The organism is Cellulomonas hominis (assembly GCF_005239125.1).
Taxonomy (GTDB): Bacteria; Actinomycetota; Actinomycetes; order Actinomycetales; family Cellulomonadaceae; genus Cellulomonas; species Cellulomonas hominis_A.
In genome coordinates this window covers 1-24,531 of the sequence record NZ_SZYE01000040.1, presented here as the reverse complement: position 1 = coordinate 24,531, position 24,531 = coordinate 1, and the positions used below count along the sequence as shown (strand labels likewise).

Below are 24,531 nucleotides of genomic sequence, written 5' to 3'. Positions count from 1 at the left end.
CCACGCACCCGCCGCCGCGGCGTCGGCAGCGCCGTGGGCGGTGTCGGCAGCGCCGTGGGCGGCGTCGGAGGCGCCGCTGCCCGGCGACCCCGCCCGCAGCAGCGCCAGCAGCCGGTCCGGCTCCGCCGCCGCGTCGACCAGCAGCCGCTCCCCGGTGCGCCGGCAGGCGAGCACGTACGCCGCGTTGTCCATCGGCCCCACCGACAGCTTGCGGAGCACCACCTCGTCGAGCGCGCGCACCGCGGGCGGGCCGCCCGGCTCGACGTCCCCGGTGTAGCCGGACGCCGCGCTCACGGCCGCCCCACCGCCTCGTGCCGGGGCTCCGGGGTCCCGCCGCGCGCGAGCGCCTCGTCGTGGCTGTGCACCGCCCGCACCAGCGCGAGGTGCGACAGCGCCTGCGGGACGTTGCCGATCATCCGGCCGGTCGCCGGGTCGTACTCCTCCGCGAGCAGCCCCACGTCGGTCCGCAGGCCGTCGAGGACGTCGAGGACGGCGGTCGCGCCGGCGACGTCGCCCTGCCGCGCGAGCGCGTCCGCGAGCCAGCCGGAGCAGGCGAGGAACGGGTGCTCGGACCCGTGCAGGCCGTCGTCGGTGCGCTCGGTCCGGTAGCGGAGCAGCAGGCCGGGCGCGACCTCGAGCTCGGCGCGGATCGCGGCGACGGTGCCGACCAACCGCGGGTCGCCGGGCGGCAGGAAGCCCACGAGCACCAGCTGGAGCAGGGCCGCGTCGGTGTGCGTGGCGCCGTAGTGCTGCACGAAGGTGCCCCGCTCCGCGTCCCAGGCGTGGGCGAGGACGTCGGCGTGCACGGCGTCCCGCTCGCGCCGCCACCGGTCGACCGGCCCCGGCAGGCCGTGCTCCTCGACGCCCCGCACGGCCCGGTCGAGGGCGACCCAGGCCATGACCTTGGAGTGCGTGAAGTGCCGCGGCTCGCCCCGGACCTCCCAGATGCCGTTGTCGGGCCGGCGCCAGGTCCGGCACAGGTGGTCGACGAGGTGGGTCTGCAGCGACCACGAGTCGTCGCCCTCGGCCACGCCGGACGCCCGCGCGAGGTGCAGCGCGGCCATCACCTCGCCGAGCACGTCGTTCTGCACCTGGCCGACGGCGGCGTTGCCGACCCGCACGGGCCGGGACCCGGCGTAGCCCGGCAGGTGGTCGAGGGTCCGCTCGGGCAGGTCCCGGGAGCCGTCGACGCCGTACATGATCTGCACCTGGGCGGGGTCGCCGGCGACGGCGCGCAGCAGCCACTGCCGCCAGGCCTGCGCCTCGTGCCGGTAGCCGTGCTCGAGCAGGGCCTCCAGGGTCATGGCGGCGTCCCGCAGCCAGCAGTACCGGTAGTCCCAGTTCCGCTCGCCGCCGGGGTCCTCGGGGAGCGAGGTGGTCGCGGCCGCGACGATCCCGCCGGTCTCGGAGTCCGTGAGCAGGCGGAGCACGAGCAGCGACCGGACGACCGCGTCGCGGTAGGTGCCGCGGTACCGGGCGGATCGGGCCCAGTGCGCCCACTGGTGCTCGGTGGCCTCGACCCGGTGCGCGAGCCGCGGCGCGCGGGGGACCGGCTGCCAGGACGGCACCCAGGTGAGGGAGAGCGTGACGCCCTCGCCCTCGGCGAGGACGAACTCGTCGGCGTGCCCGCGGTGCGGGCCGCGGCCGGGGCGCGGGAGCCGGTCGCCGCGCAGCACCAGGCTGTCCGGGCCGGCGACGGCGCGGATGACCTCGCCCCGGCCGTCGGCGTCGGGCACGCGGTGCACCCAGGGCACGACCGCGCCGTACCCGAACCGCACGACCCACTCGTGCCGCAGCCGGACCGACCCCCGCACGACCGTCACCCGCCGGACGAGGTCGCAGCGGCCGTCGCCGAGCGGCATCGCGTCGAGCAGCACGGCCGTGCCGGTCGGCGTCTCGAAGGTCGTCTCGAGCACGAACGAGTCGGCGAGATAGCGGCGGGTGACCCGGGTCGCGTCCGGGGCGGTCAGCAGCCAGCGGCCGTGCTCGGGGCCGCCGAGCAGGGCGGCGAAGCACGCGGGGGAGTCGAACCGCGGCGGGCACAGCCAGTCGACGGACCCGGCGCGGGACACGAGGGCGGCGGTGCGGCCGTCGCCCAGCACGGCGTAGTCGCCGATGGGGGTCGGCGCGGGGGTGTGGTCGGTCACGGCGGCGTCGTCGGGCACGGTCCCATCATGCTCCCGGCCAGGGACGACACCGCAGGTCGACGCTCCTTTACGGTTCGAACACATGTGCGCATGTCGGTGGTGCGCCGTAGCATGCTGCGCGTGAATGATCGTCTGGTGGTCCAGGGGGCCCGCGAGCACAACCTGCGCAACGTCGACCTGGACCTCCCGCGCGACAGGCTCATCGTCTTCACGGGCCTGTCCGGGTCCGGGAAGTCGTCGCTGGCCTTCGACACCATCTTCGCGGAGGGCCAGCGCCGCTACGTCGAGTCGCTGTCCGCGTACGCGCGCCAGTTCCTCGGGCAGATGGACAAGCCCGACGTCGACTTCATCGAGGGGCTCTCGCCCGCGGTGTCGATCGACCAGAAGTCGACCAACCGGAACCCGCGGTCGACCGTCGGCACCATCACCGAGGTCTACGACTACCTGCGCCTGCTGTTCGCGCGCGCGGGCACGCAGCACTGCCCGGTGTGCGGCGAGCGCGTCACCGCGCAGACCCCGCAGCAGATCGTCGACCGGCTGCTCGAGCTGCCCGAGGGCACGCGCTACCAGGTGCTCGCGCCGGTGGTCCGCGGCCGCAAGGGCGAGTACGCCGACCTGTTCAAGGAGCTGCAGGCCAAGGGCTTCGCCCGCGCCCGCGTGGACGGCGAGGTGGTCCAGCTCTCCGAGCCGCCGACGCTGGAGAAGAAGCTCAAGCACGACATCGAGGTCGTGGTCGACCGCCTGGTGTCCCGCGAGGGCGTGCAGCGCCGGCTCACCGACTCGGTGGAGACCGCGCTCGGCCTGGCCGGCGGCCTGCTCGTGGTCGACATGGTGGACCTCGACGCCGACGACCCGGAGCGGGAGCGCCGGTTCTCCGAGAACCGCGCGTGCCCGAACGACCACCAGCTCACGCTGGAGGAGATCGAGCCCCGCACGTTCTCGTTCAACGCCCCGTACGGCGCCTGTCCCGAGTGCACCGGCCTCGGCTCGCGGCTCGAGGTCGACCCCGACCTGGTCGTCCCGAACGAGGACCTGTCGCTGCGCGACGGCGCGGTGGCCCCGTGGGCGCAGATCTCCTCCGAGTACTTCGAGCGGGTGCTCAGCGCGCTCGCCGAGGACCTCGGGTTCTCGATGGACGCCCCGTGGCGGGCGCTGCCGGAGCGCGCCAAGAAGGCGGTGCTGTTCGGCGAGAACCACAAGGTGCACGTCAAGTACAAGAACCGCTGGGGTCGCGAGCGGCAGTACTCCACGGGCTTCGAGGGCGTGGTGACGTTCCTGGAGCGCCGCCACTCCGAGACCGAGTCCGAGTGGAGCAAGGAGAAGTACGAGGCGTACATGCGGGAGGTCCCGTGCCCCGTGTGCGAGGGCACCCGCCTCAAGCCCGAGGTCCTGGCGGTGCGCGTCGGCGGCCGGTCGATCGCCGAGGTCTGCGCGCTGCCCATCCGGGAGGCCAAGGAGTTCCTCGACGGGCTCGAGCTCGGCGTCCGCGAGCGGCAGATCGCCGAGCAGGTGCTCAAGGAGATCCAGGCGCGGCTCGGCTTCCTGCTGGACGTCGGCCTCGACTACCTCTCGCTCATGCGGGCCGCCGCGACGCTGTCCGGCGGCGAGGCCCAGCGCATCCGGCTCGCGACGCAGATCGGCTCGGGGCTGGTCGGCGTCCTGTACGTGCTGGACGAGCCGTCCATCGGGCTGCACCAGCGGGACAACCGCCGGCTCATCGACACGCTGACCCGGCTGCGCGACCTCGGCAACACGCTCATCGTGGTCGAGCACGACGAGGACACCATCCGCACGGCGGACTGGATCGTCGACGTCGGCCCCGGCGCGGGGGAGCACGGCGGCAAGGTCGTGCACTCCGGCGACCTGGCGGGCCTGCTCGCGTCGCGCGAGTCGATGACCGGCGCGTACCTGTCCGGCCGCCGCTCGATCCCGATGCCGGCGCAGCGCCGCACGGTGGACAAGAAGCGCCAGGTCACCGTGCACGGCGCCCGCGAGCACAACCTGCAGAACGTCGACGTGTCGTTCCCGCTCGGCACGTTCACGGCCGTCACCGGCGTGTCCGGGTCCGGCAAGTCGACGCTGGTCAACTCGATCCTCTACACGGTCATGGCCAACGAGCTGAACGGCGCCCGCCGCGTCGCCGGCCGGCACAAGCGGGTCAGCGGCCTGGAGCACCTGGACAAGGTCGTGCACGTCGACCAGGGTCCGATCGGCCGTACCCCGCGGTCGAACCCGGCGACGTACACCGGCGTCTGGGACCGGATCCGCAAGCTGTTCGCCGAGACGACCGAGGCGAAGGTGCGCGGCTACACCGCCGGGCGGTTCTCGTTCAACGTGAAGGGCGGTCGCTGCGAGGCGTGCTCGGGCGACGGCACGCTGAAGATCGAGATGAACTTCCTGCCGGACGTCTACGTGCCGTGCGAGGTCTGCCACGGCGCGCGGTACAACCGCGAGACGCTCGAGGTGCACTTCAAGGGCAAGACCGTCGCGGACGTGCTGGACATGCCGATCGAGGAGGCCGCGGAGTTCTTCGCCGCGGTGCCCGCGATCGCCCGGCACCTCTCGACCCTCGTCGACGTCGGCCTCGGCTACGTCCGGCTCGGGCAGCCCGCGCCGACGCTGTCCGGCGGCGAGGCGCAGCGCGTCAAGCTGGCGACCGAGCTGCAGCGCCGGTCCACCGGCCGCACCGTCTACGTGCTGGACGAGCCGACGACGGGCCTGCACTTCGAGGACATCCGCAAGCTCCTCGGCGTGCTGCAGGGCCTCGTCGACAAGGGCAACAGCGTGATCGTCATCGAGCACAACCTCGACGTGATCAAGAACGCGGACTGGGTCATCGACATGGGCCCGGAGGGCGGCTCGGGCGGCGGCACGGTCGTCGCGCAGGGCACGCCGGAGCAGGTCGCGCGGGTCGCGGCCAGCCACACCGGGACGTTCCTCGCCGAGGTGCTGGACGAGCCGGCCGCGGTGCGCGCGAGCGCCTGAGGCGCCGGCCGACCGTCAGCCGACCGGGCCGGGCCCCGCGGACTCCAGCACCGCGGGGGCCGGCTCGGTCAGCACCGGGAACGTCACCGACCGGGCGATGAAGCAGTGCTCGTGCGCCCGGTGGTGCAGGTCGGCGAGCTGGGCGTCCAGCCCGGCGCCGTCGTCCGCCGCGGACCCGCCGGGCCGCACGGTGACCTGCGGCCGCAGCACGACCTGGGTGAACTGACCGTGGCCGGCCGCCTCGACCCGCATGGTCCCGGTCGCCCGGTCCGCGTACCCGACGACCGCCACGCCCGACGTGGCGGCGAAGTGGAGGAACCAGAGCATGTGGCACTCGGCCAGCGCGGCGACGAGCAGCTCCTCGGGGTTGTGCCGCGCCGGGTCGCCCCGGAACGCGGGGTCGGCCGACGCGAGCACGGTCGCCTTCCCGGCGACCCGCACCTCGTGGTCCCGGCTGTACGCCGCGTACCCGGTGGTCCCCGTGGCGCCCGCGCCCGTCCAGACGACGTCGGCGGCGTACTCGTGCAGCAGTCCCATGCGGCCGACGGTACCGGGGCGCCCGGCCGCGGGCCCGGCCTGCGCCCCGCCGGCCGCGGCCGGCGCCCCCGTGGCCCCGCCCGTCGGTGCCGCGAACTACGGTGGTCGGCATGGCTGACCCCGCCACCTACCGTCCCGCCCCGGGGGAGATCCCCGACCAGCCCGGCGTCTACCGGTTCCGCGACAAGGACGGCCGGGTCATCTACGTCGGCAAGGCCAAGAGCCTGCGGTCCCGGCTGAACTCGTACTTCCAGGACGTCGCCGGCCTGCACCCCCGCACGCAGCAGATGGTCACCACCGCCGCCTCGGTGCAGTGGACCGTCGTCGGCACGGAGGTCGAGGCGCTCGCGCTGGAGTACTCCTGGATCAAGGAGTTCGACCCGCGGTTCAACGTGAAGTACCGCGACGACAAGTCCTACCCGTACCTGGCCGTGACCCTCGCCGACCAGTTCCCGCGGGTGCAGGTGATGCGCGGCGCCAAGCGGCCCGGCACCCGGTACTTCGGGCCGTACGCGCACGCCTGGGCGATCCGGGAGACCGTCGACCTGCTGCTCCGGGTATTCCCGGTGCGGACCTGCTCCGCGGGCGTGTTCAAGCGCGCGAAGCAGCAGGGGCGGCCGTGCCTGCTCGGGTACATCGACAAGTGCTCCGCCCCGTGCGTCGGCAAGATCTCCCAGGAGGACCACCACGTCCTCGCGGAGGAGTTCGCCGACTTCATGGCCGGCGACACCGCGCGGTTCACCAAGCGGCTCACGGCGCGGATGCAGGAGGCCGCCGCCGAGATGGACTACGAGCGCGCGGCCCGGCTGCGCGACGACATCGGCGCCCTGAAGCGCGCCACCGAGAAGAACGCCGTCGTGCTGTCGGACGGCACCGACGCGGACATCTTCGCGCTGGCCGGGGACGAGCTCGAGGCCGCGGTGCAGGTGTTCCACGTCCGGGACGGCCGGATCCGCGGCCAGCGCGGCTGGGTGGTGGAGAAGGTCGAGGACGTCACCGACGCCCAGCTCGTCGAGCACCTGCTCCAGCAGGTGTACGGCGACGCGCCGGGCGGCGACGCCGGCGCCGCGGCGGCCGGGGCGGCGGCGGGCTCGGTGCCGCGCGAGGTCCTGGTCCCGGTGCTGCCGGACGACCTGGACCAGGTGCAGGCGTGGCTGTCCGGGCTGCGCGGCAGCCGGGTGCACGTCCGCGTGCCGCAGCGCGGTGACAAGCACGAGCTGGCCGAGACGGTCCGGAAGAACGCCGAGCACGCGCTCGCGCTGCACCGGACCCGCCGCGCCGGGGACCTCACCACCCGCAGCCAGGCGCTCCAGGAGATCCAGGAGGCGCTGGGGCTGGACTCGGCGCCGCTGCGGATCGAGTGCTACGACGTGTCGCACAACCAGGGCACGTTCCAGGTGGCGTCGATGGTGGTGTTCGAGGACGGGCTGCCCCGCAAGAGCGAGTACCGGACGTTCGGCATCCGCGGCCCGGAGGGCACCGGCGCGCGCGACGACACCGCCGCGATGCACGAGGTGATCACCCGCCGGTTCCGCCGCTACCTCGCCGAGCGCGAGCAGGCCGGGGACCTCGAGCTCGGGCTGGGGGAGGACCAGGTCGCCGAGGCGCTGGCCGACGCCGACGCCGGCCCGGTCCGGTCGGGCCCGATCGACGAGACGACCGGCCGGCCGCAGCGGTTCGCCTACCCGCCGAACCTCGTCGTGGTCGACGGCGGCCCGCCGCAGGTCGCCGCCGCCGCGGCCGCCCTGGCGGAGCTCGGCATCGACGACGTCGCGCTGTGCGGCCTGGCCAAGCGGCTGGAGGAGGTGTGGCTGCCGGGGGACGACTACCCGGTGATCCTGCAGCGCTCCTCCGAGGGGCTGTACCTCCTGCAGCGCGTCCGCGACGAGGCGCACCGGTTCGCGATCACCGCGCACCGCAAGAAGCGCAGCAAGGGCATGACCGTGTCGGCGCTCGACACCGTGCCGGGCCTCGGCCCCGCGCGGTCGGCGGCGCTGCTCAAGCACTTCGGCTCGCTCAAGCGGCTCCGGGCGGCGACGGCGGAGGAGATCGCCGCGGTCCCCGGCATGGGCGCGCGCACGGCGGCGGCCGTCGTGGCGGCGCTGGCCGGGAGCACCGAGCCCGCCGGCGCCCCCGCCCCGGCCGCCGGGAACCCGGCCCCGGGCACGGGCGTCCCGGCGCCGGCAACCGGGGTCCCGGCCCCGGCCACCGACCCGGTGACCCCGACGGGCGGCGCGCCTGGCATGCTGGGCGCATGAGCGACGAGACCTCGCCGATCACCGTCCCGCACGGCATCCCCGCGATCGAGGCGGCCACCCAGGCGCCCCGCGTCCGGCAGCCCCACGTCCTGATCATCACCGGCATGTCCGGCGCCGGCCGCACCCGCGCCGGCGCGGTGCTGGAGGACATGGGCTGGTACGTCGTGGACAACCTGCCCGCGCAGATGCTCACGCACCTGGTCGGCATGCTGACCCACGGCGGCCCGCCGAGCGCCGACCTGCGGATCGCCGCCGTCGTCGACGTGCGCGGGCGGGAGTTCTTCGCCGACCTGCTCGCGGTGCTCGCCCAGCTCCGGGAGTCCGGCATCGACTACCGGATCCTGTTCCTGGACGCCTCGGACGAGGTGCTGGTGCGCCGGTACGAGCAGGTGCGCCGCCCGCACCCGCTGCAGGGCGAGGGCCGCATCCTCGACGGCATCACCGCCGAGCGCAGCCTGCTCCAGGACATCCGGGAGCGCGCGGACGTGCTGATCGACTCCTCGGAGACGAACGTGCACGAGCTCGGCCGGATCGTGCGCGGCGCGGTGTCCTCGGAGCAGGAGGAGGACGCGCTGCGGGTCAACGTGCTGTCGTTCGGCTTCAAGTACGGCATCCCGCTCGACGCCGACCACGTCGTCGACGTCCGGTTCCTGGCCAACCCGTACTGGATCACCGAGCTCCGGCACATGTCGGGCCGGGACGCCCCGGTGCGGGACTACGTGCTCGGGCTGCCCGGCGCGGTCGACTTCGTCGACCGGTACGTCGACGCGCTGGAGCCGGTGCTCGCCGGGTACCTCGCGGAGGAGAAGCGCTACGTGACGATCGCCGTCGGCTGCACGGGCGGCAAGCACCGCTCCGTGGCGATCAGCGAGGCCATCGCCGAGCGGCTGCGGAACCGGGGCCAGCGCGTCACCGTGGCCGCGCGCGACCTCGGCAAGGAATGAGCCCGTCCCGCGACGGGCACCCCGCGTTCGTCGCCCTGGGCGGCGGGCACGGGCTGTCCGCGTCCCTGTCGGCGCTGCGCCGCGTGACGGACAGGCTGACCGCGGTCGTGACCGTCGCGGACGACGGCGGCTCCTCCGGCCGCCTCCGCGACGAGCTGGACGTGCTGCCGCCCGGCGACCTGCGGATGGCGCTCTCCGCCCTGTGCGACGACTCCGACTGGGGCCGCACGTGGCGGGACGTGCTGCAGCACCGGTTCACCTCCGCCGGCGACCTGGACAACCACGCGGTCGGCAACCTGCTGATCGTGGCGCTGTGGGAGCTGCTCGGCGACACCGTCGACGGCCTGGACTGGGTCGGCCGGCTGCTGGGCGCGCGCGGCCGCGTGCTGCCCATGGCCGCCGTGCCGTTGGCCATCGAGGCGGACGTGCGCCGCGCGGACGGCACGCTCGAGGTGGTCACCGGGCAGAGCCAGGTCGCCGTCGCCCGGGACCCGATCGAGGCGGTGCGGCTGCTGCCGGACCGCCCGCCGGCGCTGCCCGAGGCCGTGGCGGCCGTGCAGGAGGCCGACTGGGTCGTCCTCGGCCCCGGGTCCTGGTACACCTCCGTGATCCCGCACCTGCTCGTGCCGGAGCTGGCGGACGCGCTGCACCGGACCCCGGCCCGCAAGATCGCGGTGCTCAACCTCAGCCCGGACGCCGAGACCGCGGGGATGGGCCCGTGCGAGCACCTCGACGCGCTGCGGCAGCACGCCCCGGAGCTCCGGCTGGACGCGGTGATCGCCGACCCCGGGTCCGTGGAGGACGTCGACGAGCTGGAGGAGCGCACCCGCGCCCAGGGCGGCCGGCTGCTGCTGCGGCAGGTGCGGCGCGGCGACGGCACACCCCGGCACGACGCGCTGCGGCTGGCCGCGGCGATCAGCGACGTGGTCGAGGGCTACCTCGGCGACGTCGGCGCACCCCAGGGAATGGCAGGATGACCGCATGGCTCTGACGGCACAGGTGAAGGACGAGCTTGCGCGGCTCCAGGTCGACAAGACGTCGTGCCGGAAGGCGGAGGTGTCGGCGACGCTCCGGTTCGCGGGCGGGCTGCACATCATCTCGGGGCGGATCGTCATCGAGGCGGAGCTGGACACCGGGATGGCGGCCCGCCGGCTGCGCACCGCGATCGCCGAGGTGTACGGGCACCAGTCCGACGTGATCGTGGTCTCCGGCGGCGGCCTGCGCCGCGGCAACCGGTACGTGGTGCGGGTCGTGAAGGACGGCGAGTCCCTGGCCCGGCAGACCGGGCTGCTGGACAACCGCGGGCGCCCGGTCCGCGGGCTGCCGCCGCAGATCGTGTCCGCGGGCGTGCAGGAGGCCGAGGCGGCGTGGCGCGGGGCGTTCCTCGCGCACGGCTCGCTGACCGAGCCCGGCCGGTCCTCGGCGCTCGAGGTCACCTGCCCCGGGCCGGAGGCCGCCCTGGCGCTGGTCGGCGCCGCGCGCCGGCTGCAGATCCCCGCCAAGGCCCGCGAGGTGCGGGGCGTCGACCGGGTGGTCATCCGGGACGGCGACGCGATCGCCGCGATGCTGGCCCGGCTCGGCGCGCACGACACGCTGCTCGTCTGGGAGGAGCGCCGGGTGCGGCGCGAGGTGCGCGGGACGGCGAACCGCCTGGCGAACTTCGACGACGCGAACCTGCGCCGCTCGGCACGGGCCGCGGTCGCCGCGGGCGCCCGCGTGGAGCGCGCGTTCGAGATCCTGGGTGCCGACGTGCCGGAGCACCTGCGCGAGGCGGGGGAGCTGCGGCTCGCCCACAAGGAGGCGTCGCTCGAGGAGCTCGGCAAGCTCGCCGACCCCGTGCTCACCAAGGACGCGGTGGCGGGCCGGATCCGCCGCCTGCTGGCGACCGCCGACAAGCGCGCGGCCGACCTCGGCATCCCGGACACCGAGTCCGGGCTGAGCCCCGACCTGCTCGACCTCTAGCAGGCCGCGGCCGGCGGGTGAAAGCACGTCCGCACCACGGACGGCCGTCCCGCCCGCCAGACCTAGGTCCCTGCGCGACCCCGCGTGCGGGTATAGGCTCTAGGCCATCCGGAGATGTTCTGAGGGTCAAGATCGTGTGACCGCGGAGTTTCCGGGAGCGCACACCGGCGTGCGCAGTCCATCACCGCAACAGTGTGCGCTGGCCTGTGCCGGCGCGTGCCGAGGAGGGCAAGTGACCATCAAGGTCGGCATCAACGGCTTCGGCCGCATCGGGCGCAACTTCTACCGGGCCATCGTGGCGTCGGGCGCCGACATCGAGATCGTCGGCGTCAACGACCTGACGGACAACAAGACGCTGGCTCACCTGCTCAAGTACGACACCGTGCTGGGCCGCTTCCCGCTGAGCGTCGACTTCGACGACGACAACATCATCGTCGACGGCAAGAACATCCGCGCCCTCGCGGAGCGCGACCCGGCCAACCTCCCGTGGGCCGAGCTGGGCGCCGACATCGTGATCGAGTCGACCGGCTTCTTCACGGACGCCGAGAAGGCGAAGGCGCACATCGCCGCCGGCGCCAAGAAGGTCATCATCTCCGCCCCGGCGAAGAACGAGGACGGCACCTTCGTCGTCGGCGTGAACCACGAGTCGTACGACCCGGCCACGCAGCACATCATCTCGAACGCGTCGTGCACCACGAACTGCCTCGCCCCCCTGGCGAAGGCGCTCAACGACTCGATCGGCATCGAGCGTGGCCTCATGACCACGATCCACGCCTACACGGGTGACCAGAACCTGCAGGACGGCCCGCACCGCGACCTCCGTCGTGCCCGCGCCGCCGCGCAGAACATCGTCCCGACCTCGACCGGCGCCGCCAAGGCCGTCGCGCTCGTGCTGCCGGAGCTGAAGGGCAAGCTGGACGGCTACGCCCTGCGCGTCCCGACCATCACCGGCTCGGCGACCGACCTCACCTTCACCGCCTCGCGCGAGGTCACGGTGGACGAGGTCAACGCCGCGGTCAAGGCCGCCGCCGAGGGCCCGCTCAAGGGCGTCCTGGCGTACGTCGAGGACGAGATCGTGTCCTCCGACATCGTCACCGACCCGCACCAGAGCATCTTCGACTCGAAGCTGACCAAGGTGTCGGGCGACCTGGTGAAGGTCGTGTCCTGGTACGACAACGAGTGGGGCTACTCCAACTCCCTCGTCACCCTCACCTCCTACGTCGGCGAGCGTCTCTGACCCTCAGCCGTCCGTAGCGACGCACATGCGCCCGCGCACGCCGGGGTCGGCCTCCGACCCCGGCGTGCGCGGGCGCCGTCATGGACAGCCCCGGTCGTCGGTCCCGACGGCCCCGCGGAGCAAGGTAGGCAAGCATGAAGACCATCGAGGACCTCGGCGACCTGCGCGGCAAGCGCGTGCTCGTCCGTTCCGACTTCAACGTGCCGCTCGACGGCACGACCATCACCGACGACGGCCGCATCCGCGCCGCGCTGCCCACGCTGAAGGGCCTGCTCGACGCCGGCGCCCGCGTGGTCGTCACCGCGCACCTCGGCCGCCCGAAGGGCGAGCCCGACGCGAAGTACTCGCTGGCCCCCGTCGCCGCCCGCCTGGGCGAGCTGCTCGGCCAGCCGGTCACGCTCGCGGAGGACGTCGTGGGCGACTCCGCCAAGGCGACCGTCGCGGCGCTCGAGGACGGCCAGATCGCGCTGCTCGAGAACATCCGGTTCGACGCGCGCGAGACGTCCAAGGACGACGCCGTGCGCGGCGAGCTCGCGGACGAGCTGGCCCAGCTGGCCGACGCGTTCGTGTCCGACGGCTTCGGCGTCGTGCACCGCAAGCAGGCGTCGGTCTACGACGTCGCGCTGCGCCTGCCGCACGCGGCCGGCTCGCTCGTCCTGGCCGAGGTCGAGGCGCTGCGCAAGGCCGTCGAGGACCCCGAGCGCCCCTACGTCGTCGTGCTCGGCGGCTCCAAGGTCTCCGACAAGCTCGGCGTCATCGCCAACCTGCTCACCAAGGCCGACAAGCTGCTCATCGGCGGCGGCATGGTGTTCACCTTCCTCAAGGCCCAGGGCCACGAGGTCGGCTCCTCGCTGCTCGAGGAGGACCAGGTCGAGACCGTCAAGGGCTACCTCGCGCAGGCGCAGGAGTCGGGCGTCGAGATCGTCCTCCCGGTCGACATCGTCGCGGCCGACGGCTTCGCGGCCGACGCCCCGCACGAGACCGTCGACGCGGACAAGATCCCCGCCGGCAAGATGGGCCTGGACATCGGCCCGAAGTCGGGCGAGCTGTTCCGCGAGGCCATCCTCGGCGCCAAGACGATCGCCTGGAACGGCCCGATGGGCGTGTTCGAGTTCCCGGCGTTCGCCGAGGGCACCAAGGCCGTCGCGCAGGCCCTCGTCGACACCGACGGCTTCTCGATCGTCGGCGGCGGCGACTCGGCCGCGGCCGTGCGCCGGCTCGGCTTCGACGAGGCGGGCTTCGGCCACATCTCCACCGGCGGCGGCGCGTCGCTGGAGCTCCTCGAGGGCAAGACCCTCCCCGGCATCGCGGTCCTGGAGGACTGATCCACATGGCACGTACCCCCCTGATCGCGGGCAACTGGAAGCTCAACCTCGACCACCACGAGGCCGTGCACCTGGTGCAGAAGCTCGCGTGGACCCTCAAGGACGCCAAGCACGACTTCGGCACCGCCGAGGTCGTCGTCCTGCCGTCGTTCACCAACATCCGCTCCGTGCAGACCCTGGTCGACGCGGACAAGCTGGAGATCGGCTACGGCGCGCAGGACGTGTCGCAGCACGCGTCCGGCGCCTACACCGGCGAGGTGTCGGCGGCGCAGCTCGCGAAGCTCGGCGTCACCTACGTGGCGACCGGCCACTCGGAGCGCCGCGAGTACCACGCCGAGTCCGACGCGGTCGTCGCGGCCAAGACGGTCGCGGCGCTCGGCGCCGGCATCACCCCGATCGTGTGCGTCGGCGAGGGCCTGGAGATCCGCAAGGCGGGCACCCACGTCGAGTACACGCTGACGCAGCTCGAGGGCTCCCTGGCCGGCGTCACCGCCGAGCAGGCGCCGACCGTCGTCATCGCCTACGAGCCCGTCTGGGCCATCGGCACCGGCGAGGTCGCGACCCCCGAGGACGCGCAGGAGGTGTGCGCGGCCATCCGCGGCAAGCTCGCCGAGCTGTACTCGGCCGAGGTCGCCGACGCCGTCCGCGTGCTCTACGGCGGCTCGGTGAAGTCCGGCAACGCCGCGCAGATCATCGGCAAGCCCGACGTCGACGGCGCGCTCGTCGGCGGCGCGTCGCTCGACGCGGAGGAGTTCGCCAAGATCGCGCGCTTCCAGGAGCACGTCGGCGCCTGAGCCACCCCCGGTACGGGGTCGCGCGGCGGCAGCACGCCGCCGCGCGACCCCGGCCACCCGGGCGACGCGCCCCCGGTCCGGCCTGTCGTGCTGGATTCCCCGGTGCTGCGTCGCCTACCCTGGACCGCGGTCCACCCGACCGACCCCGCCCGGGGTCCCCGACAGCGAGAAGAGCCAGACCCGCCGTGACAGCCCTCACCATCGCCCTCCAGGTCCTCCTGGTGGTCACGAGCCTGCTGCTCGTCCCGCTCGTCCTGCTGCACAAGGGCAAGGGCGGTGGCCTGTCCGACATGTTCGGCGGCGGCATCACCAGCAGCGCCGGGTCCTCCGGCGTGGCCGAGCGCAACCTCAACCGCATCACCGTGGGCGTCAGCCTCGTGTGGGCGGTCGTGATCGTGCTGCTCGGTCTCATCGAGCGCGTGAGCTGAGGGAGAGACCTCATGGCGAGCGGAAGTGCGATCCGGGGGTCCCGCGTCGGTGCGGGCCCCATGGGCGAGGCCGAGCGCGGCGACGCGGCGCCCCGCATCTGGATCTCCTACTGGTGCGCGAACGGCCACGAGACCCGCCCGTCCTTCGCGGAGGAGGCGGCGGCCGAGGCCCCCGAGACCTGGGACTGCCCGCGCTGCGGGTTCCCCGCCGGCCAGGACGAGGCGAACCCGCCGTCCCCCGTGCGCAACGAGCCGTACAAGACCCACCTGGCCTACGTGAAGGAGCGCCGGTCCGCCGAGGACGGCGAGGCGATCCTGGACGAGGCCCTGGCGGCGCTCCGTGCCCGCCGGCGCGGCGGGGTGCGCTGACCGCACCCGCACGCCTCGCGCGAGGGCCCCGCAGCCGGTGCTGCGGGGCCCTCGCCGCGTCCGGCGCCGCCCGGCGGCGCGTCGAGCTCGCCGCTCCGCGCGAGTTCGCCGGTTGCGCGCGAGTTCGCCGGTTCCGCGCGGGCGCTGAGTGCGGAACCGGCGAACTCGCGTCCGGCGCCGGCGCCTCGGCCCCGAGCGAGCCCGCCAGCGGGCTCGGGTGCTGCGTGCGACGAGGGCCCCGCAGCCGGGTGGCTGCGGGGCCCTCGTCGTACCCGGGGGAGTGCGGGCTGCTACGCCGCGCCGACCTCGGCGACCGCCGCGGCGTCGACGAGCCACAGCGTCGCCTCGGTGCCGCGGGCGCCCGCGGCGGGCGTGACCCGCACCGCGGCGTCGGACAGCGCCGACGCGACGGCCGGTGCCTTCTCGGCGCCCGCCGCCACGACCCACACCTCGCGCGCCGCGCGGATGGACTCGAAGGTGAGCGAGACGCGCTCCGGCGGCGGCTTGGGGGAGCCGTGGACGCCGACGGTCGGGACGCCGGTGACGTCCACGGCCTCGTGCCCGGGGAACAGGGACGCCACGTGGCCGTCGGGTCCCATGCCGAGCATGAGCACGTCGAACGTCGGGACGTCGGCGCCCTCGGGTGCGAACGCGGCGAGCTCGGCGGCGTAGGCCGCGGCCGAGTCCTCCGGGGTCGCGACGCCCGCGGCGGGGTCGAGCGGGCGCATCGGGTGCACGTTCGCCGCCGGGAGGGCGTCGCCGAGCACGTCGACGAGCGCCGACCGCGCCTGGGTCTCGTTCCGGTCGGCGTCGCCGTCGGCGAGGAACCGCTCGTCGCCCCACCACAGGTGCACGCCGGTCCAGTCGACGGCTCCGCGCGCCGGGCTGCCGGCGACGGCGGCGAGGGTCTTGATCCCCACCGTCCCGCCGGTCAGGACCACGTGCACGGGCGCCGCAGCGGACTGCAGGTCCACCAGCCGCGTGATGAGCCGCGCGGCCGTGGCCTCGGCCAGCGTGTCCGCGTCCGGGTGCACCAGCACCGTGCGCGGCGCCCCGGCGGCGGCCGTCACGCGCCCACCTTCGTCAGGCCCTTGCGCAGCACCTCGCCGTAGACCTCGTCGGCGTCGAGCCGGCGGAGCTCCTCGGCCAGGCACTCGCGCAGCTGTCGGATCGGCAGGGCGATCCGGTGCTCGGGCTGGTCGGGCTGGCGCAGCGCGGCCGTCTTGCCGTCGGGCCGGTCGAGCACGATCGGGCCCGACTTCCGCTCGAGCCGCACCTGGGTGATCGCCGGGGCGTCGGCCTGGCGCTCGATGTCGACCGGGCAGTTCAGCGCCCAGCCCAGCCAGGCCGCCATGAGGTCGACGGACGGGTGGGTGCTCTCGCCCGCGACCACCGCGCGGGTGACGGGCTCGAACGGCGGCTGGTCCAGCGTCGCGGCGATGAGCCCGCGCCACAGGGTGGTGCGGGTCCACGCGAGGTCGGTGTCGCCCTCGGCGTAGCCGCGGGCGAGCCGGTGCAGCGCGTCCGACGGGTCGGTGCACTCGGTGCTGTCGGTGATCCGGCGCCGGGCCAGCTGACCGAGCGGGTGCTGGGACGGGTCGTCGGGCACCTGGTACGGCCACCAGGCGACGATCGGGGCGTCCGGCAGCAGCAGGGGGAGCACCAGGGTGTCCAGGTGCCGGGCCTGCGCCGCCGACGGGTGCAGCAGCACGACCTCGGAGGCGCCGGCGTCGCCGCCGAGCCGGATCTGCGCGTCGAGCTCGGAGTCCGCGGCCTCGGGGCCGGACTCGGTGAGCACGATGACGCGGCAGGGGTGCTCGCGGCTCGCGTCGTTCGCGGCCTCGATGGCGGCCTCGGGGTCGTCGGAGCCGACGTCGATGATGAGCGTCAGCACGCGCCCGAGGGCGACGGCGCCGCCCTCGTCCCGCTCCTGCACCAGCCGCTTGTTGATGTCGCGGGTGGTCGTCTTGGGCAGGTCGATGATCACGGTCGCCTCCAGGTCCGTCCGTCGCGCTCCATCATGCGGTCGGCCGACTCCGGCCCCCAGGTGCCGGCGCGGTACGGCTCCGGCTTGCCCTTCGACGCCCAGTACTGGGTGATGGGGTCGAGGATCTTCCAGGAGAGCTCGACCTCCTCGTGCCGCGGGAACAGCGGCGGGTCGCCCAGCAGGACGTCGAGGATGAGGCGCTCGTAGGCCTCGGGGGAGGACTCGGTGAAGGCGTGGCCGTAGCCGAAGTCCATCGTGACGTCGCGGACCTCCATCGCGGTGCCCGGCACCTTGGCGCCGAACCGCAGGGTGACGCCCTCGTCGGGCTGCACCCGGATGACCAGCGCGTTCTTCCCGAGCTCCTCCGTCGCGGTGGACTCGAAGGGCAGGTGCGGCGCCTTCTTGAACACGACGGCGATCTCGGTGACGCGGCGGCCGAGGCGCTTGCCGGTGCGCAGGTAGAACGGGACGCCGGCCCAGCGGCGGGTGTCCACGTCGACGCGGATCGCGGCGAAGGTCTCGGTCGTCGAGTTGGGGTCGAAGCCGCCCTCGTCGAGGTAGCCGACGACCTTCTCGCCGCCCTGCCAGCCCTCGGCGTACTGGCCGCGGGCGGTGTGCTTGCCGATGTCCTTGGGCACGCGCACCGCGGAGAGGACCTTGATCTTCTCGGCCGTGAGGTCGTGCGCGTCGAACGTGACCGGCTCCTCCATCGCCGTGAGGGCGAGCAGCTGCAGCAGGTGGTTCTGGATGACGTCGCGCGCCGCGCCGATGCCGTCGTAGTACCCGGCACGGCCGCCGACGCCGATGTCCTCGGCCATCGTGATCTGGACGTGGTCGACGTAGTTGGCGTTCCAGATCGGCTCGAACAGCTGGTTGGCGAAGCGCAGCGCCAGCAGGTTCTGCACCGTCTCCTTGCCGAGGTAGTGGTCGATGCGGAACACGTCGTCCGGGTGGAAGACGCTCGACACGACGTCGTTCAGCTCGCGCGCCGACTGCAGGTCGTGGCCGAACGGCTTCTCGATGACGACGCGCCGCCAGGCGTCCTCGACCGACTCCGACAGGCCGGAGCGGGCGAGCTGCTTGCACACCACCGGGAACGCGCTCGGCGGGACCGACAGGTAGAACGCGTGGTTGCCGCCGGTGCCGCGGGTGACGTCGAGGTCCTCGACGGTCTTGCGCAGCCGGTCGAACGCGTCGTCGTCGTCGAAGGTGCCCTGGACGAACCGGATGCCCTCGGACAGCTGGCGCCAGGTCGACTCGCGGAACGGCGTGCGGGCGTGCTCCTTGACGGAGTCGTGCACGATCTGCGCGAAGTCCTGGTCCTCCCAGTCGCGCCGGGCGAACCCGGTGAGCGCGAAGCCGGGGGGCAGCAGGCCGCGGTTGGTCAGGTCGTAGACCGCGGGCATGAGCTTCTTGCGGGCGAGGTCGCCGGTCACCCCGAAGATCACCAGGCCCGAGGGCCCGGCGATCCGGGGGAGCCGGCGGTCCCGCGGGTCGCGGAGCGGGTTGTGCTCCGCGGTGACCTTCGCGGGCCTCACTCGGCCACCTGCTCCAGGCCGCCGCGGACGGTGTCGAGCAGCTCGGCCCAGGACTTCTCGAACTTGTCGACGCCCTCGCGCTCGAGCTGGTCGGTGACCTCGTCGATCCCGATGCCGAGCCCGGCCAGGGCGTCGACGACGCGCTGCGCCTCGGCCTGGGTGCCGGTGACGGTGTCGCCCCGGAAGTCGCCGTGGTCGGCGACGGCCTGCAGCGTGGCCTCGGGCATGGTGTTGACGACGCCGGCGACGACGAGCTCGTCGACGTAGCGGGTGTCGGGGTAGGCCTTGTCCTTGACGCCGGTGGACGCCCAGAGCGGCCGCTGCGGCTTCGCGCCGGCGGCGGCGAGCGCCTGCCAGCGGTCGGAGGCGACGACCTCCTCGTAGACCCCGTAGGCGAGGCGGGCGTTGGCGATGGCGGCCTTGCCGCGCAGCTCCGCGGCCTCGGGGGACCCGATCTCGTCCAGCCTCGGGTCGATCGCCGCGTCCACGCGGGACACGAAGAACGACGCGACGGAGGCGATGGGGGCGAGGTCGTGCCCGTTGGCCCTCGCCCGCTCGAGGCCCTCGAGGAACGCGTCGAGCACCGCGCGGTACCGCTCGAGCGAGAAGATCAGCGTGACGTTGACGCTGATGCCGTCGGCGAGCACCTCGGTGATCGCGCGCAGGCCGTCCAGCGTCGCGGGGATCTTGATGAACACGTTCGGCCGGTCGACGGTCGACCACAGCGCGCGGGCCGAGTCGACGGTCGCCTGCGCGTCGTGCGCGAGCCGCGGGTCGACCTCGATCGACACGCGGCCGTCCACGCCGTCGGTGGCGTCGTAGACGGGGCGCAGCACGTCGGCCGCCTCCCGCACGTCGTCGGTCGTGATCGCGAAGACCGCGCCGTCCACGTCCGTGCCCTGCGCCCGCAGCTGCTTGAGCTGCTCGTCGTAGGACTCGCCCTTCGCCAGCGCGCTCGCGAAGATCGTCGGGTTCGTCGTGACCCCGACGACGCGGCGCTCCGCCACGAGGTCCTTGAGGTTCCCGGTGCGCAGCCGCTCCCGGGACAGGTCGTCCAGCCATACGGCGACGCCCGCGTCGGCCACCCGGTCGAGCGGCGTGATGCCCTCTGTCATCGTCGTGCCACCTCACTTCTCGCCCCGGACTCCGGGCCGGGGCGTCGACGGTCGGGCCCGTCCTGACCAGGCCGGGCGCCGCTCACGCCCGGTCCAGTCTCCCCCGGGGCCGGGCGTGCCGTTCGAGCCTAGACCCGCTGGGCGGGGGTCCGCCGGTCGGTCCGCCGCGTAGGAGCCCGAGGCGACGGACGTCACACGACCGGGACCCAGGTCCCAGGCGGTTCACGGCCGCATCTGCTGCCCGGGGGGCCGTACGATGGTCGGGATCATCCGCGCGGCCGTCCGGCTGCGGCGGCCGAGCGACGGGCGGAGGACCGGAGCGTGCGCACGATGAGCCCAGCCGCTCCCGCCGGGGCCTCGTCGCGGGCCCCGGGTGCCGCGGCACCGGGCAGCCGGAGCGTGCTGCGCCGCCGCCTCGCCGCCTACGTCGCGCTGACGAAGCCGCGGGTCATCGAGCTGCTGCTCGTCACGACGCTGCCGACGATGATCCTGGCGCAGGGCGGGTTCCCGCCGATCGGCCTGGTGCTCGCCACGCTGGTCGGCGGCGCCGCCGCGGCCGGCGCGGCGAACGTGCTGAACTGCTACATCGACCGCGACATCGACCAGGTGATGAACCGCACCAAGCGGCGGCCGCTGGTCACGGGCGAGATCACCCCGCGCGCGGCCCTGCTGTTCGGCCTGGCGCTCGGCGTCGGCTCGCTGCTGTGGCTCGCGCTGCTGGTCAACGTGCCGTCCGCGCTGCTCACCGGCGGCGCGATCCTGATCTACGTCGTCGGCTACACGATGATCCTCAAGCGGCGCACGCCGCAGAACATCGTCTGGGGCGGCGCCGCCGGCTGCATGCCCGTGCTGATCGGCTGGTCCTCGGTGACCGGCGGTCTGTCCTGGGCCGCGGTGCTGCTGTTCGGCGTCATCTTCTTCTGGACGCCGCCGCACTACTGGCCGCTGTCGATGAAGTTCCGCAAGGACTACGCCGCGGCCGGCGTGCCGATGCTGCCGGTCGTCGCGGCCGAGTCGAAGGTCGCGAAGGAGATGATCGCGTACACCGTCGCGATGATCGCCTGCTCGCTGCTGCTGGTCCCGGTCGCCGGGATGACCTGGGTGTACGCGCTCGTCGCGACCGTGCTCGGCGTGTGGTTCCTCTGGTCGAACGTGGCGCTGTACCGTCGCGCCCAGGACCCGCGCCGCGGCAAGCTGCGCGCGATGTCGGTGTTCCACGGGTCGATCACGTACCTGTCGCTGCTGTCGGTCGCGGTGGCGGTCGACGTGTTCCTCCCGCTCTGACCCACCGAGGCGCCCGCGGGGAGGCACCGGCATGACGGACGAGCAGCCGCCCCCCGCGCTGCGCGCCGCCCTGGACGGCTACCTCGCGCACCTCACCGTCGAGCGCGGCCTGTCCGCGAACACGCTGGCCGCGTACCGTCGCGACCTGACGCGGTACGTGGACCACCTGGCCGCGGCCGGACGTGCGTCGGTCGCCGAGGTCGCGGAGCACGACGTCGAGGACTTCCTCACCGCCGTGCGGACCGGCGCGGACGGCCGGGCGGTGCTGTCGGCGTCCTCGGCCAAGCGCGCCGTGGTGGCGGTCCGCGGCTGGCACCGGTTCGCCGTCCTGGAGGGGCTGACCGCCGCCGACCCGGCCCGCGCCGTGCGCCCGCCGAAGCAGTCGCAGGTGCTGCCGAAGGCCATCGGCACCCACGAGGTGGAGCGGCTGCTGGAGGCCGCCTCGCTCGGCGACGGGCCGGTGCCGCTGCGGGACCGCGCGCTGCTCGAGCTGGTGTACTCCACCGGGGCCCGGATCTCCGAGGCGGTCGGGCTCGACGTCGACGACCTCGACCTGACCGAGGGCCGCGCCGCCGTGCGGCTGTTCGGCAAGGGAAGCAAGGAGCGGGTGGTCCCGGTCGGGGCGTACGCCGTCGAGGCGCTGGAGGCGTACCTGGTGCGCGCCCGGCCGGCGCTGGCGGCCGCGGGGCGCGGGGGAGCGGCGGTGTTCCTCAACACCCGCGGTGCGCGGCTGTCGCGCCAGAGCGCCTGGGCGGTGCTCCGCACGGCCGCCGAGCGCGCCGGGCTCCCGGGGGCCGAGCACGTGTCCCCGCACACGCTGCGGCACTCGTTCGCGACCCACCTGCTCGCCGGCGGTGCCGACGTCCGGGTGGTCCAGGAGCTGCTGGGGCACGCGTCGGTGACGACGACGCAGATCTACACGAAGGTGACGCCGGACACGCTGCGCGAGGTGTACGCGACCAGCCACCCGCGCGCCAGGCGGGACAGCGCCGCGCGGGTCGCCGCGGGCGCCGCGCGCACCGGCGCGGGAGACGGCTGACCCAGCGGTTGCTCCGGTAGGTTGTGCGAGTGGCACGCGAGGAGACGACCGAGATCGCAACCGACCCGGTGGGCAGGCCCCTGCCCGACTTCCCCGTCCCCGCGCCGCTCGCCGCCCACGGTCCCGCCCGCGTCATCGCGATGTGCAACCAGAAGGGCGGCGTCGGCAAGACGACCACCACGATCAACCTCGCCGCGGCGCTGGCCGAGTACGGCCGCCGGGTGCTGATCGTCGACTTCGACCCGCAGGGCGCGGCGTCCGTCGGCATGGGCGCGAACCCGCACGAGCTGGACCGCACCGTGTACGACCTGCTGGTCGACCGGCACGCCCGGGTCGAGGACCTGATCCGCCCGACGGAGATCCCCGGGCTGGACCTGCTGCCGGCGAACATCGACCTGTCGGCCGCCGAGGTGCAGCTGGTCAGCGAGGTCGCCCGCGAGTCGATCCTGTCCCGCGTGCTGCGGCCCGTGCTGGACGACTACGACGTGGTGCTGGTCGACTGCCAGCCGTCGCTCGGCCTGCTGACCGTCAACGCGCTCACCGCGGCGCACGGCGTGCTCATCCCGCTGGAGTGCGAGTTCTTCGCGCTGCGCGGCGTGGCGCTGCTGGTCGAGACGATCGAGAAGGTCCGGGACCGGCTGAACCCGCGCCTGGAGGTCGACGGCATCCTCGCCACCATGTACGACCCCCGGACGCTGCACGCCCGCGAGGTCGTCGCCCGGGTGTACGAGGCGTTCGGCGACACGCTGCTGCACACCGTCATCGGGCGCACCGTGAAGTTCCCGGACGCGTCGGTCGCGGCGGAGCCGATCACGACCTACGCGCCGACGCACGCCGGGGCGCACGCGTACCGGCAGCTCGCGCGGGAGCTCGTCGCCCGTGGCGACGCCGCCTGAGACGGCGCCGACCGCCGAGGCCGTTGCCGCCGCACCCGGCGCGCCCGACGGCGCGCCGCGGCCCGGGTCCGGCGCCTTCGAGGTGCACCTGGAGAACTTCTCCGGTCCGTTCGACCTGCTGCTGGGGCTGATCTCCAAGCACAAGCTCGACATCACCGAGGTCGCGCTCGCCGCGGTCACGGACGAGTTCATCGCGTACATCCGGGCGGCCGAGCGGGCGGAGGCGGAGGGCGGGCGGCCCTGGGACCTCGGGCAGGCGTCGGAGTTCCTGCTGGTGGCGGCGACGCTGCTGGACCTCAAGGCCGCGCGGCTGCTGCCCGCCGGCGAGGTCGAGGACGCCGAGGACCTCGAGCTGCTGGAGGCGCGCGACCTGCTGTTCGCGCGGCTGCTGCAGTACCGCGCCTACAAGGTGGTGGCCGCGGACATCGGCACCCGGCTCACGGAGCAGGGCCGGCGGCTGCCGCGCACGGTGCAGCTGGAACCGCACCTGGCTGCGATGCTGCCGGAGCTGATCTGGCAGATCGGGCCGGAGGAGCTCGCGGCGCTGGCCGCGAAGGCCCTCGCGCCGCCGCCCCCGCCGCCCGGCGTGGACCTCAGCCACCTGCACGCGCCCGCCGTGAGCGTGCGGGAGCAGGCGGCGGTGCTCGCGGACCGGCTGCGGCACGGCGGGGCGGCGTCGTTCCGGGCACTCACCGCGGACGCCGACTCGACGCTGCTGGTGGTGGCCCGGTTCCTCGCGCTGCTGGAGCTGTTCCGGGAGGGCGCCGTCGCGTTCGACCAGGTGACGCCGCTGGGCGAGCTGACCGTGCGGTGGACCGGGGCCGAGGACGGAGACGTCGCGGTGGCGACGGACTTCGACGAGGGTGACGACGTGGTGCCGGCTGCGAGCCCGGCGGTGCCTGCGGAGCAGGGGGAGGACGCATGACCGAGGACCTGACGGCGGCGGTGCCCGGGGGCGTGCCCGCGGACGGGCTCGGCGAGGGCGAGCTGCCCCCGGAGCCCCAGGCGCCCGCGCCCGACGTGCACGACCTGCCCGGCGGCGCCCTGGCGGCACTGGAGGCCGTGCTCATGGTCGCCGACGAGCCGATCCCGGCCGTGCGCCTCGCCACAGCCCTCGGCCTGCCGACCGGCGAGGTCGTCGACCTGCTGCGCACCCTCGCCGAGGAGTACCGCGGCGAGCACGGCGGCCGGCCGCGCGGCTTCGAGCTGCGGCAGGCGGGCGAGGGCTGGCGGATCTACTCGGCGCCGGCATTCCACCAGGTGGTGGGGCAGTTCGTGCTCGACGGGCAGACCGCCCGGCTGACCCAGGCGGCGCTCGAGACCCTGGCCGTGATCGCGTACCGGCAGCCGGTGACGCGCGGGCAGGTCTCGGGGGTGCGCGGGGTGAACGTGGACGGCGTCGTCCGCACCCTGACGGCCCGCGGTCTGGTGGCCGAGGCGGGCACCGACCCGGGCTCAGGTGCGCTGCTGTACCGGACCACGGGATACTTCCTCGAGCGGATGGGCCTCACGAGCCTCGACGAGCTGCCCCCGCTCGCCCCGTACCTGCCCGACATCGACGCGTTCGACGGGCTGGACGGGGCCGCAGTGACGACAGGAGACGTGTGATGAGTGCAGCAGGACAGGGCGGCCGAGGCCGCGGTGGCGCGGGCGGTGGCGCCCGCGGGACCGGTGGGTCCGGCGGTC

General features: G+C 74.2%; 21 protein-coding genes and 1 pseudogene. 15 read left to right on the top strand and 7 right to left on the bottom strand.

The annotated features are described in order from the left end of the window. Positions 1 to 294, bottom strand: a pseudogene (locus FA014_RS07465) (MBL fold metallo-hydrolase); the annotation flags it as partial. After that, entirely contained in the window at positions 291 to 2,165 is a 1,875-nt protein-coding gene (locus tag FA014_RS07460; protein ID WP_230322947.1) for a glycoside hydrolase family 15 protein, read from the bottom strand. The gene FA014_RS07460 and the pseudogene FA014_RS07465, both read right to left, overlap by 4 nt. A 93-nt stretch (positions 2,166 to 2,258) precedes the next feature. On the opposite strand from FA014_RS07460, the gene uvrA reads away from it, so the two are divergent. Further along, on the top strand, positions 2,259 to 5,132 hold the full coding sequence (gene uvrA, locus FA014_RS07455) for an excinuclease ABC subunit UvrA (RefSeq protein ID WP_419178380.1): 2,874 nt from the start codon (positions 2,259 to 2,261) through the stop codon (positions 5,130 to 5,132). Positions 5,133 to 5,147: 15 nt separating this feature from the next. Here uvrA and FA014_RS07450 read toward each other — a convergent pair whose 3' ends face one another. After that, the gene (locus FA014_RS07450; RefSeq protein WP_154729061.1) at positions 5,148 to 5,669 is read right to left on the bottom strand and encodes an OsmC family protein; all 522 of its coding nucleotides are present in this window, start codon (positions 5,667 to 5,669) and stop codon (positions 5,148 to 5,150) included. Positions 5,670 to 5,779: 110 nt separating this feature from the next. Between FA014_RS07450 and uvrC the strand changes: the two genes are divergently transcribed. The 9 genes from uvrC (at position 5,780) to FA014_RS07405 (ending at position 14,986) form a co-directional block, all read left to right on the top strand. After that, positions 5,780 to 7,927 (top strand): excinuclease ABC subunit UvrC, encoded by a 2,148-nt coding sequence (gene uvrC / locus FA014_RS07445; RefSeq protein WP_154729060.1) that lies wholly within the window; start codon positions 5,780 to 5,782, stop codon positions 7,925 to 7,927. Then, positions 7,924 to 8,871 (top strand): RNase adapter RapZ, encoded by a 948-nt coding sequence (gene rapZ, locus FA014_RS07440; protein WP_154729059.1) that lies wholly within the window; start codon positions 7,924 to 7,926, stop codon positions 8,869 to 8,871. The genes uvrC and rapZ overlap by 4 nt, the downstream gene beginning before the upstream one ends. After that, positions 8,868 to 9,848, top strand: a complete 981-nt coding sequence (locus FA014_RS07435) for a gluconeogenesis factor YvcK family protein (RefSeq protein WP_154729058.1) — start codon at positions 8,868 to 8,870, stop codon at positions 9,846 to 9,848. Before rapZ ends, FA014_RS07435 begins: the two co-directional genes overlap by 4 nt. 4 nt (positions 9,849 to 9,852) lie before the next feature. Further along, positions 9,853 to 10,833 (top strand): DNA-binding protein WhiA, encoded by a 981-nt coding sequence (whiA, locus tag FA014_RS07430; protein WP_154729057.1) that lies wholly within the window; start codon positions 9,853 to 9,855, stop codon positions 10,831 to 10,833. A 232-nt stretch (positions 10,834 to 11,065) separates the two neighbouring features. Further along, on the top strand, positions 11,066 to 12,070 hold the full coding sequence (gene gap / locus FA014_RS07425; RefSeq protein ID WP_154729056.1) for a type I glyceraldehyde-3-phosphate dehydrogenase: 1,005 nt from the start codon (positions 11,066 to 11,068) through the stop codon (positions 12,068 to 12,070). A 134-nt stretch (positions 12,071 to 12,204) separates the two neighbouring features. Beyond that, entirely contained in the window at positions 12,205 to 13,395 is a 1,191-nt protein-coding gene (locus FA014_RS07420; protein ID WP_154729055.1) for a phosphoglycerate kinase, read from the top strand. Positions 13,396 to 13,400: 5 nt separating this feature from the next. Continuing rightward, positions 13,401 to 14,189: a triose-phosphate isomerase gene (tpiA, locus tag FA014_RS07415; protein ID WP_154729054.1), complete on the top strand. Its 789-nt coding sequence runs from the start codon at positions 13,401 to 13,403 to the stop codon at positions 14,187 to 14,189. A 185-nt stretch (positions 14,190 to 14,374) separates the two neighbouring features. Further along, positions 14,375 to 14,617, top strand: a complete 243-nt coding sequence (gene secG / locus FA014_RS07410; RefSeq protein WP_146837079.1) for a preprotein translocase subunit SecG — start codon at positions 14,375 to 14,377, stop codon at positions 14,615 to 14,617. Between the two features lie 12 nt (positions 14,618 to 14,629). Continuing rightward, positions 14,630 to 14,986, top strand: coding sequence for an RNA polymerase-binding protein RbpA (locus FA014_RS07405; RefSeq protein WP_154729053.1), 357 nt, complete (start codon positions 14,630 to 14,632; stop codon positions 14,984 to 14,986). Positions 14,987 to 15,276: 290 nt separating this feature from the next. On the opposite strand, the gene pgl is transcribed toward FA014_RS07405, so the two are convergent. Genes pgl through tal form a run of 4 tightly spaced genes read right to left on the bottom strand, consistent with a single transcriptional unit; the run spans position 15,277 to position 19,626 of the window. Next, on the bottom strand, positions 15,277 to 16,056 hold the full coding sequence (gene pgl / locus FA014_RS07400; protein WP_154729052.1) for a 6-phosphogluconolactonase: 780 nt from the start codon (positions 16,054 to 16,056) through the stop codon (positions 15,277 to 15,279). Then, entirely contained in the window at positions 16,053 to 16,973 is a 921-nt protein-coding gene (gene opcA, locus FA014_RS07395) for a glucose-6-phosphate dehydrogenase assembly protein OpcA (RefSeq protein WP_154729051.1), read from the bottom strand. The genes pgl and opcA overlap by 4 nt, the downstream gene beginning before the upstream one ends. Next, positions 16,970 to 18,511: a glucose-6-phosphate dehydrogenase gene (gene zwf / locus FA014_RS07390; RefSeq protein ID WP_154729050.1), complete on the bottom strand. Its 1,542-nt coding sequence runs from the start codon at positions 18,509 to 18,511 to the stop codon at positions 16,970 to 16,972. Before zwf ends, opcA begins: the two co-directional genes overlap by 4 nt. Then, a complete protein-coding gene (gene tal, locus FA014_RS07385) occupies positions 18,508 to 19,626 on the bottom strand; it encodes a transaldolase (RefSeq protein ID WP_154729049.1) in 1,119 nt (372 codons plus the stop codon). Before tal ends, zwf begins: the two co-directional genes overlap by 4 nt. Before the next feature lie 330 nt (positions 19,627 to 19,956). On the opposite strand from tal, the gene FA014_RS07380 reads away from it, so the two are divergent. The 5 genes from FA014_RS07380 to scpB are packed head-to-tail and all read left to right on the top strand — an operon-like array spanning position 19,957 to position 24,453. Beyond that, on the top strand, positions 19,957 to 20,910 hold the full coding sequence (locus FA014_RS07380) for a heme o synthase (RefSeq protein WP_154729048.1): 954 nt from the start codon (positions 19,957 to 19,959) through the stop codon (positions 20,908 to 20,910). Positions 20,911 to 20,941: 31 nt separating this feature from the next. Beyond that, on the top strand, positions 20,942 to 21,949 hold the full coding sequence (gene xerD / locus FA014_RS07375; RefSeq protein ID WP_154729047.1) for a site-specific tyrosine recombinase XerD: 1,008 nt from the start codon (positions 20,942 to 20,944) through the stop codon (positions 21,947 to 21,949). Between the two features lie 29 nt (positions 21,950 to 21,978). Beyond that, positions 21,979 to 22,845, top strand: coding sequence for a ParA family protein (locus FA014_RS07370; protein WP_154729046.1), 867 nt, complete (start codon positions 21,979 to 21,981; stop codon positions 22,843 to 22,845). Then, the gene (locus FA014_RS07365; RefSeq protein WP_154729045.1) at positions 22,829 to 23,770 is read left to right on the top strand and encodes a segregation and condensation protein A; all 942 of its coding nucleotides are present in this window, start codon (positions 22,829 to 22,831) and stop codon (positions 23,768 to 23,770) included. Before FA014_RS07370 ends, FA014_RS07365 begins: the two co-directional genes overlap by 17 nt. Continuing rightward, a complete protein-coding gene (scpB, locus tag FA014_RS07360; protein WP_154729044.1) occupies positions 23,767 to 24,453 on the top strand; it encodes an SMC-Scp complex subunit ScpB in 687 nt (228 codons plus the stop codon). The genes FA014_RS07365 and scpB overlap by 4 nt, the downstream gene beginning before the upstream one ends. Positions 24,454 to 24,531 lie beyond the last annotated feature (78 nt).

Coding starts and splice junctions, on each gene's coding strand:
- uvrA (WP_419178380.1), top strand. CDS start 2,259: ATGCTGCGCGTGAATGATCGTCTGGTGGTCCAGGGGGCCCGCGAGCAC.
- FA014_RS07450 (WP_154729061.1), bottom strand. CDS start 5,669: ATGGGACTGCTGCACGAGTACGCCGCCGACGTCGTCTGGACGGGCGCG.
- uvrC (WP_154729060.1), top strand. CDS start 5,780: ATGGCTGACCCCGCCACCTACCGTCCCGCCCCGGGGGAGATCCCCGAC.
- rapZ (WP_154729059.1), top strand. CDS start 7,924: ATGAGCGACGAGACCTCGCCGATCACCGTCCCGCACGGCATCCCCGCG.
- FA014_RS07435 (WP_154729058.1), top strand. CDS start 8,868: ATGAGCCCGTCCCGCGACGGGCACCCCGCGTTCGTCGCCCTGGGCGGC.
- whiA (WP_154729057.1), top strand. CDS start 9,853: ATGGCTCTGACGGCACAGGTGAAGGACGAGCTTGCGCGGCTCCAGGTC.
- FA014_RS07420 (WP_154729055.1), top strand. CDS start 12,205: ATGAAGACCATCGAGGACCTCGGCGACCTGCGCGGCAAGCGCGTGCTC.
- tpiA (WP_154729054.1), top strand. CDS start 13,401: ATGGCACGTACCCCCCTGATCGCGGGCAACTGGAAGCTCAACCTCGAC.
- FA014_RS07405 (WP_154729053.1), top strand. CDS start 14,630: ATGGCGAGCGGAAGTGCGATCCGGGGGTCCCGCGTCGGTGCGGGCCCC.
- tal (WP_154729049.1), bottom strand. CDS start 19,626: ATGACAGAGGGCATCACGCCGCTCGACCGGGTGGCCGACGCGGGCGTC.
- FA014_RS07380 (WP_154729048.1), top strand. CDS start 19,957: ATGAGCCCAGCCGCTCCCGCCGGGGCCTCGTCGCGGGCCCCGGGTGCC.
- xerD (WP_154729047.1), top strand. CDS start 20,942: ATGACGGACGAGCAGCCGCCCCCCGCGCTGCGCGCCGCCCTGGACGGC.
- scpB (WP_154729044.1), top strand. CDS start 23,767: ATGACCGAGGACCTGACGGCGGCGGTGCCCGGGGGCGTGCCCGCGGAC.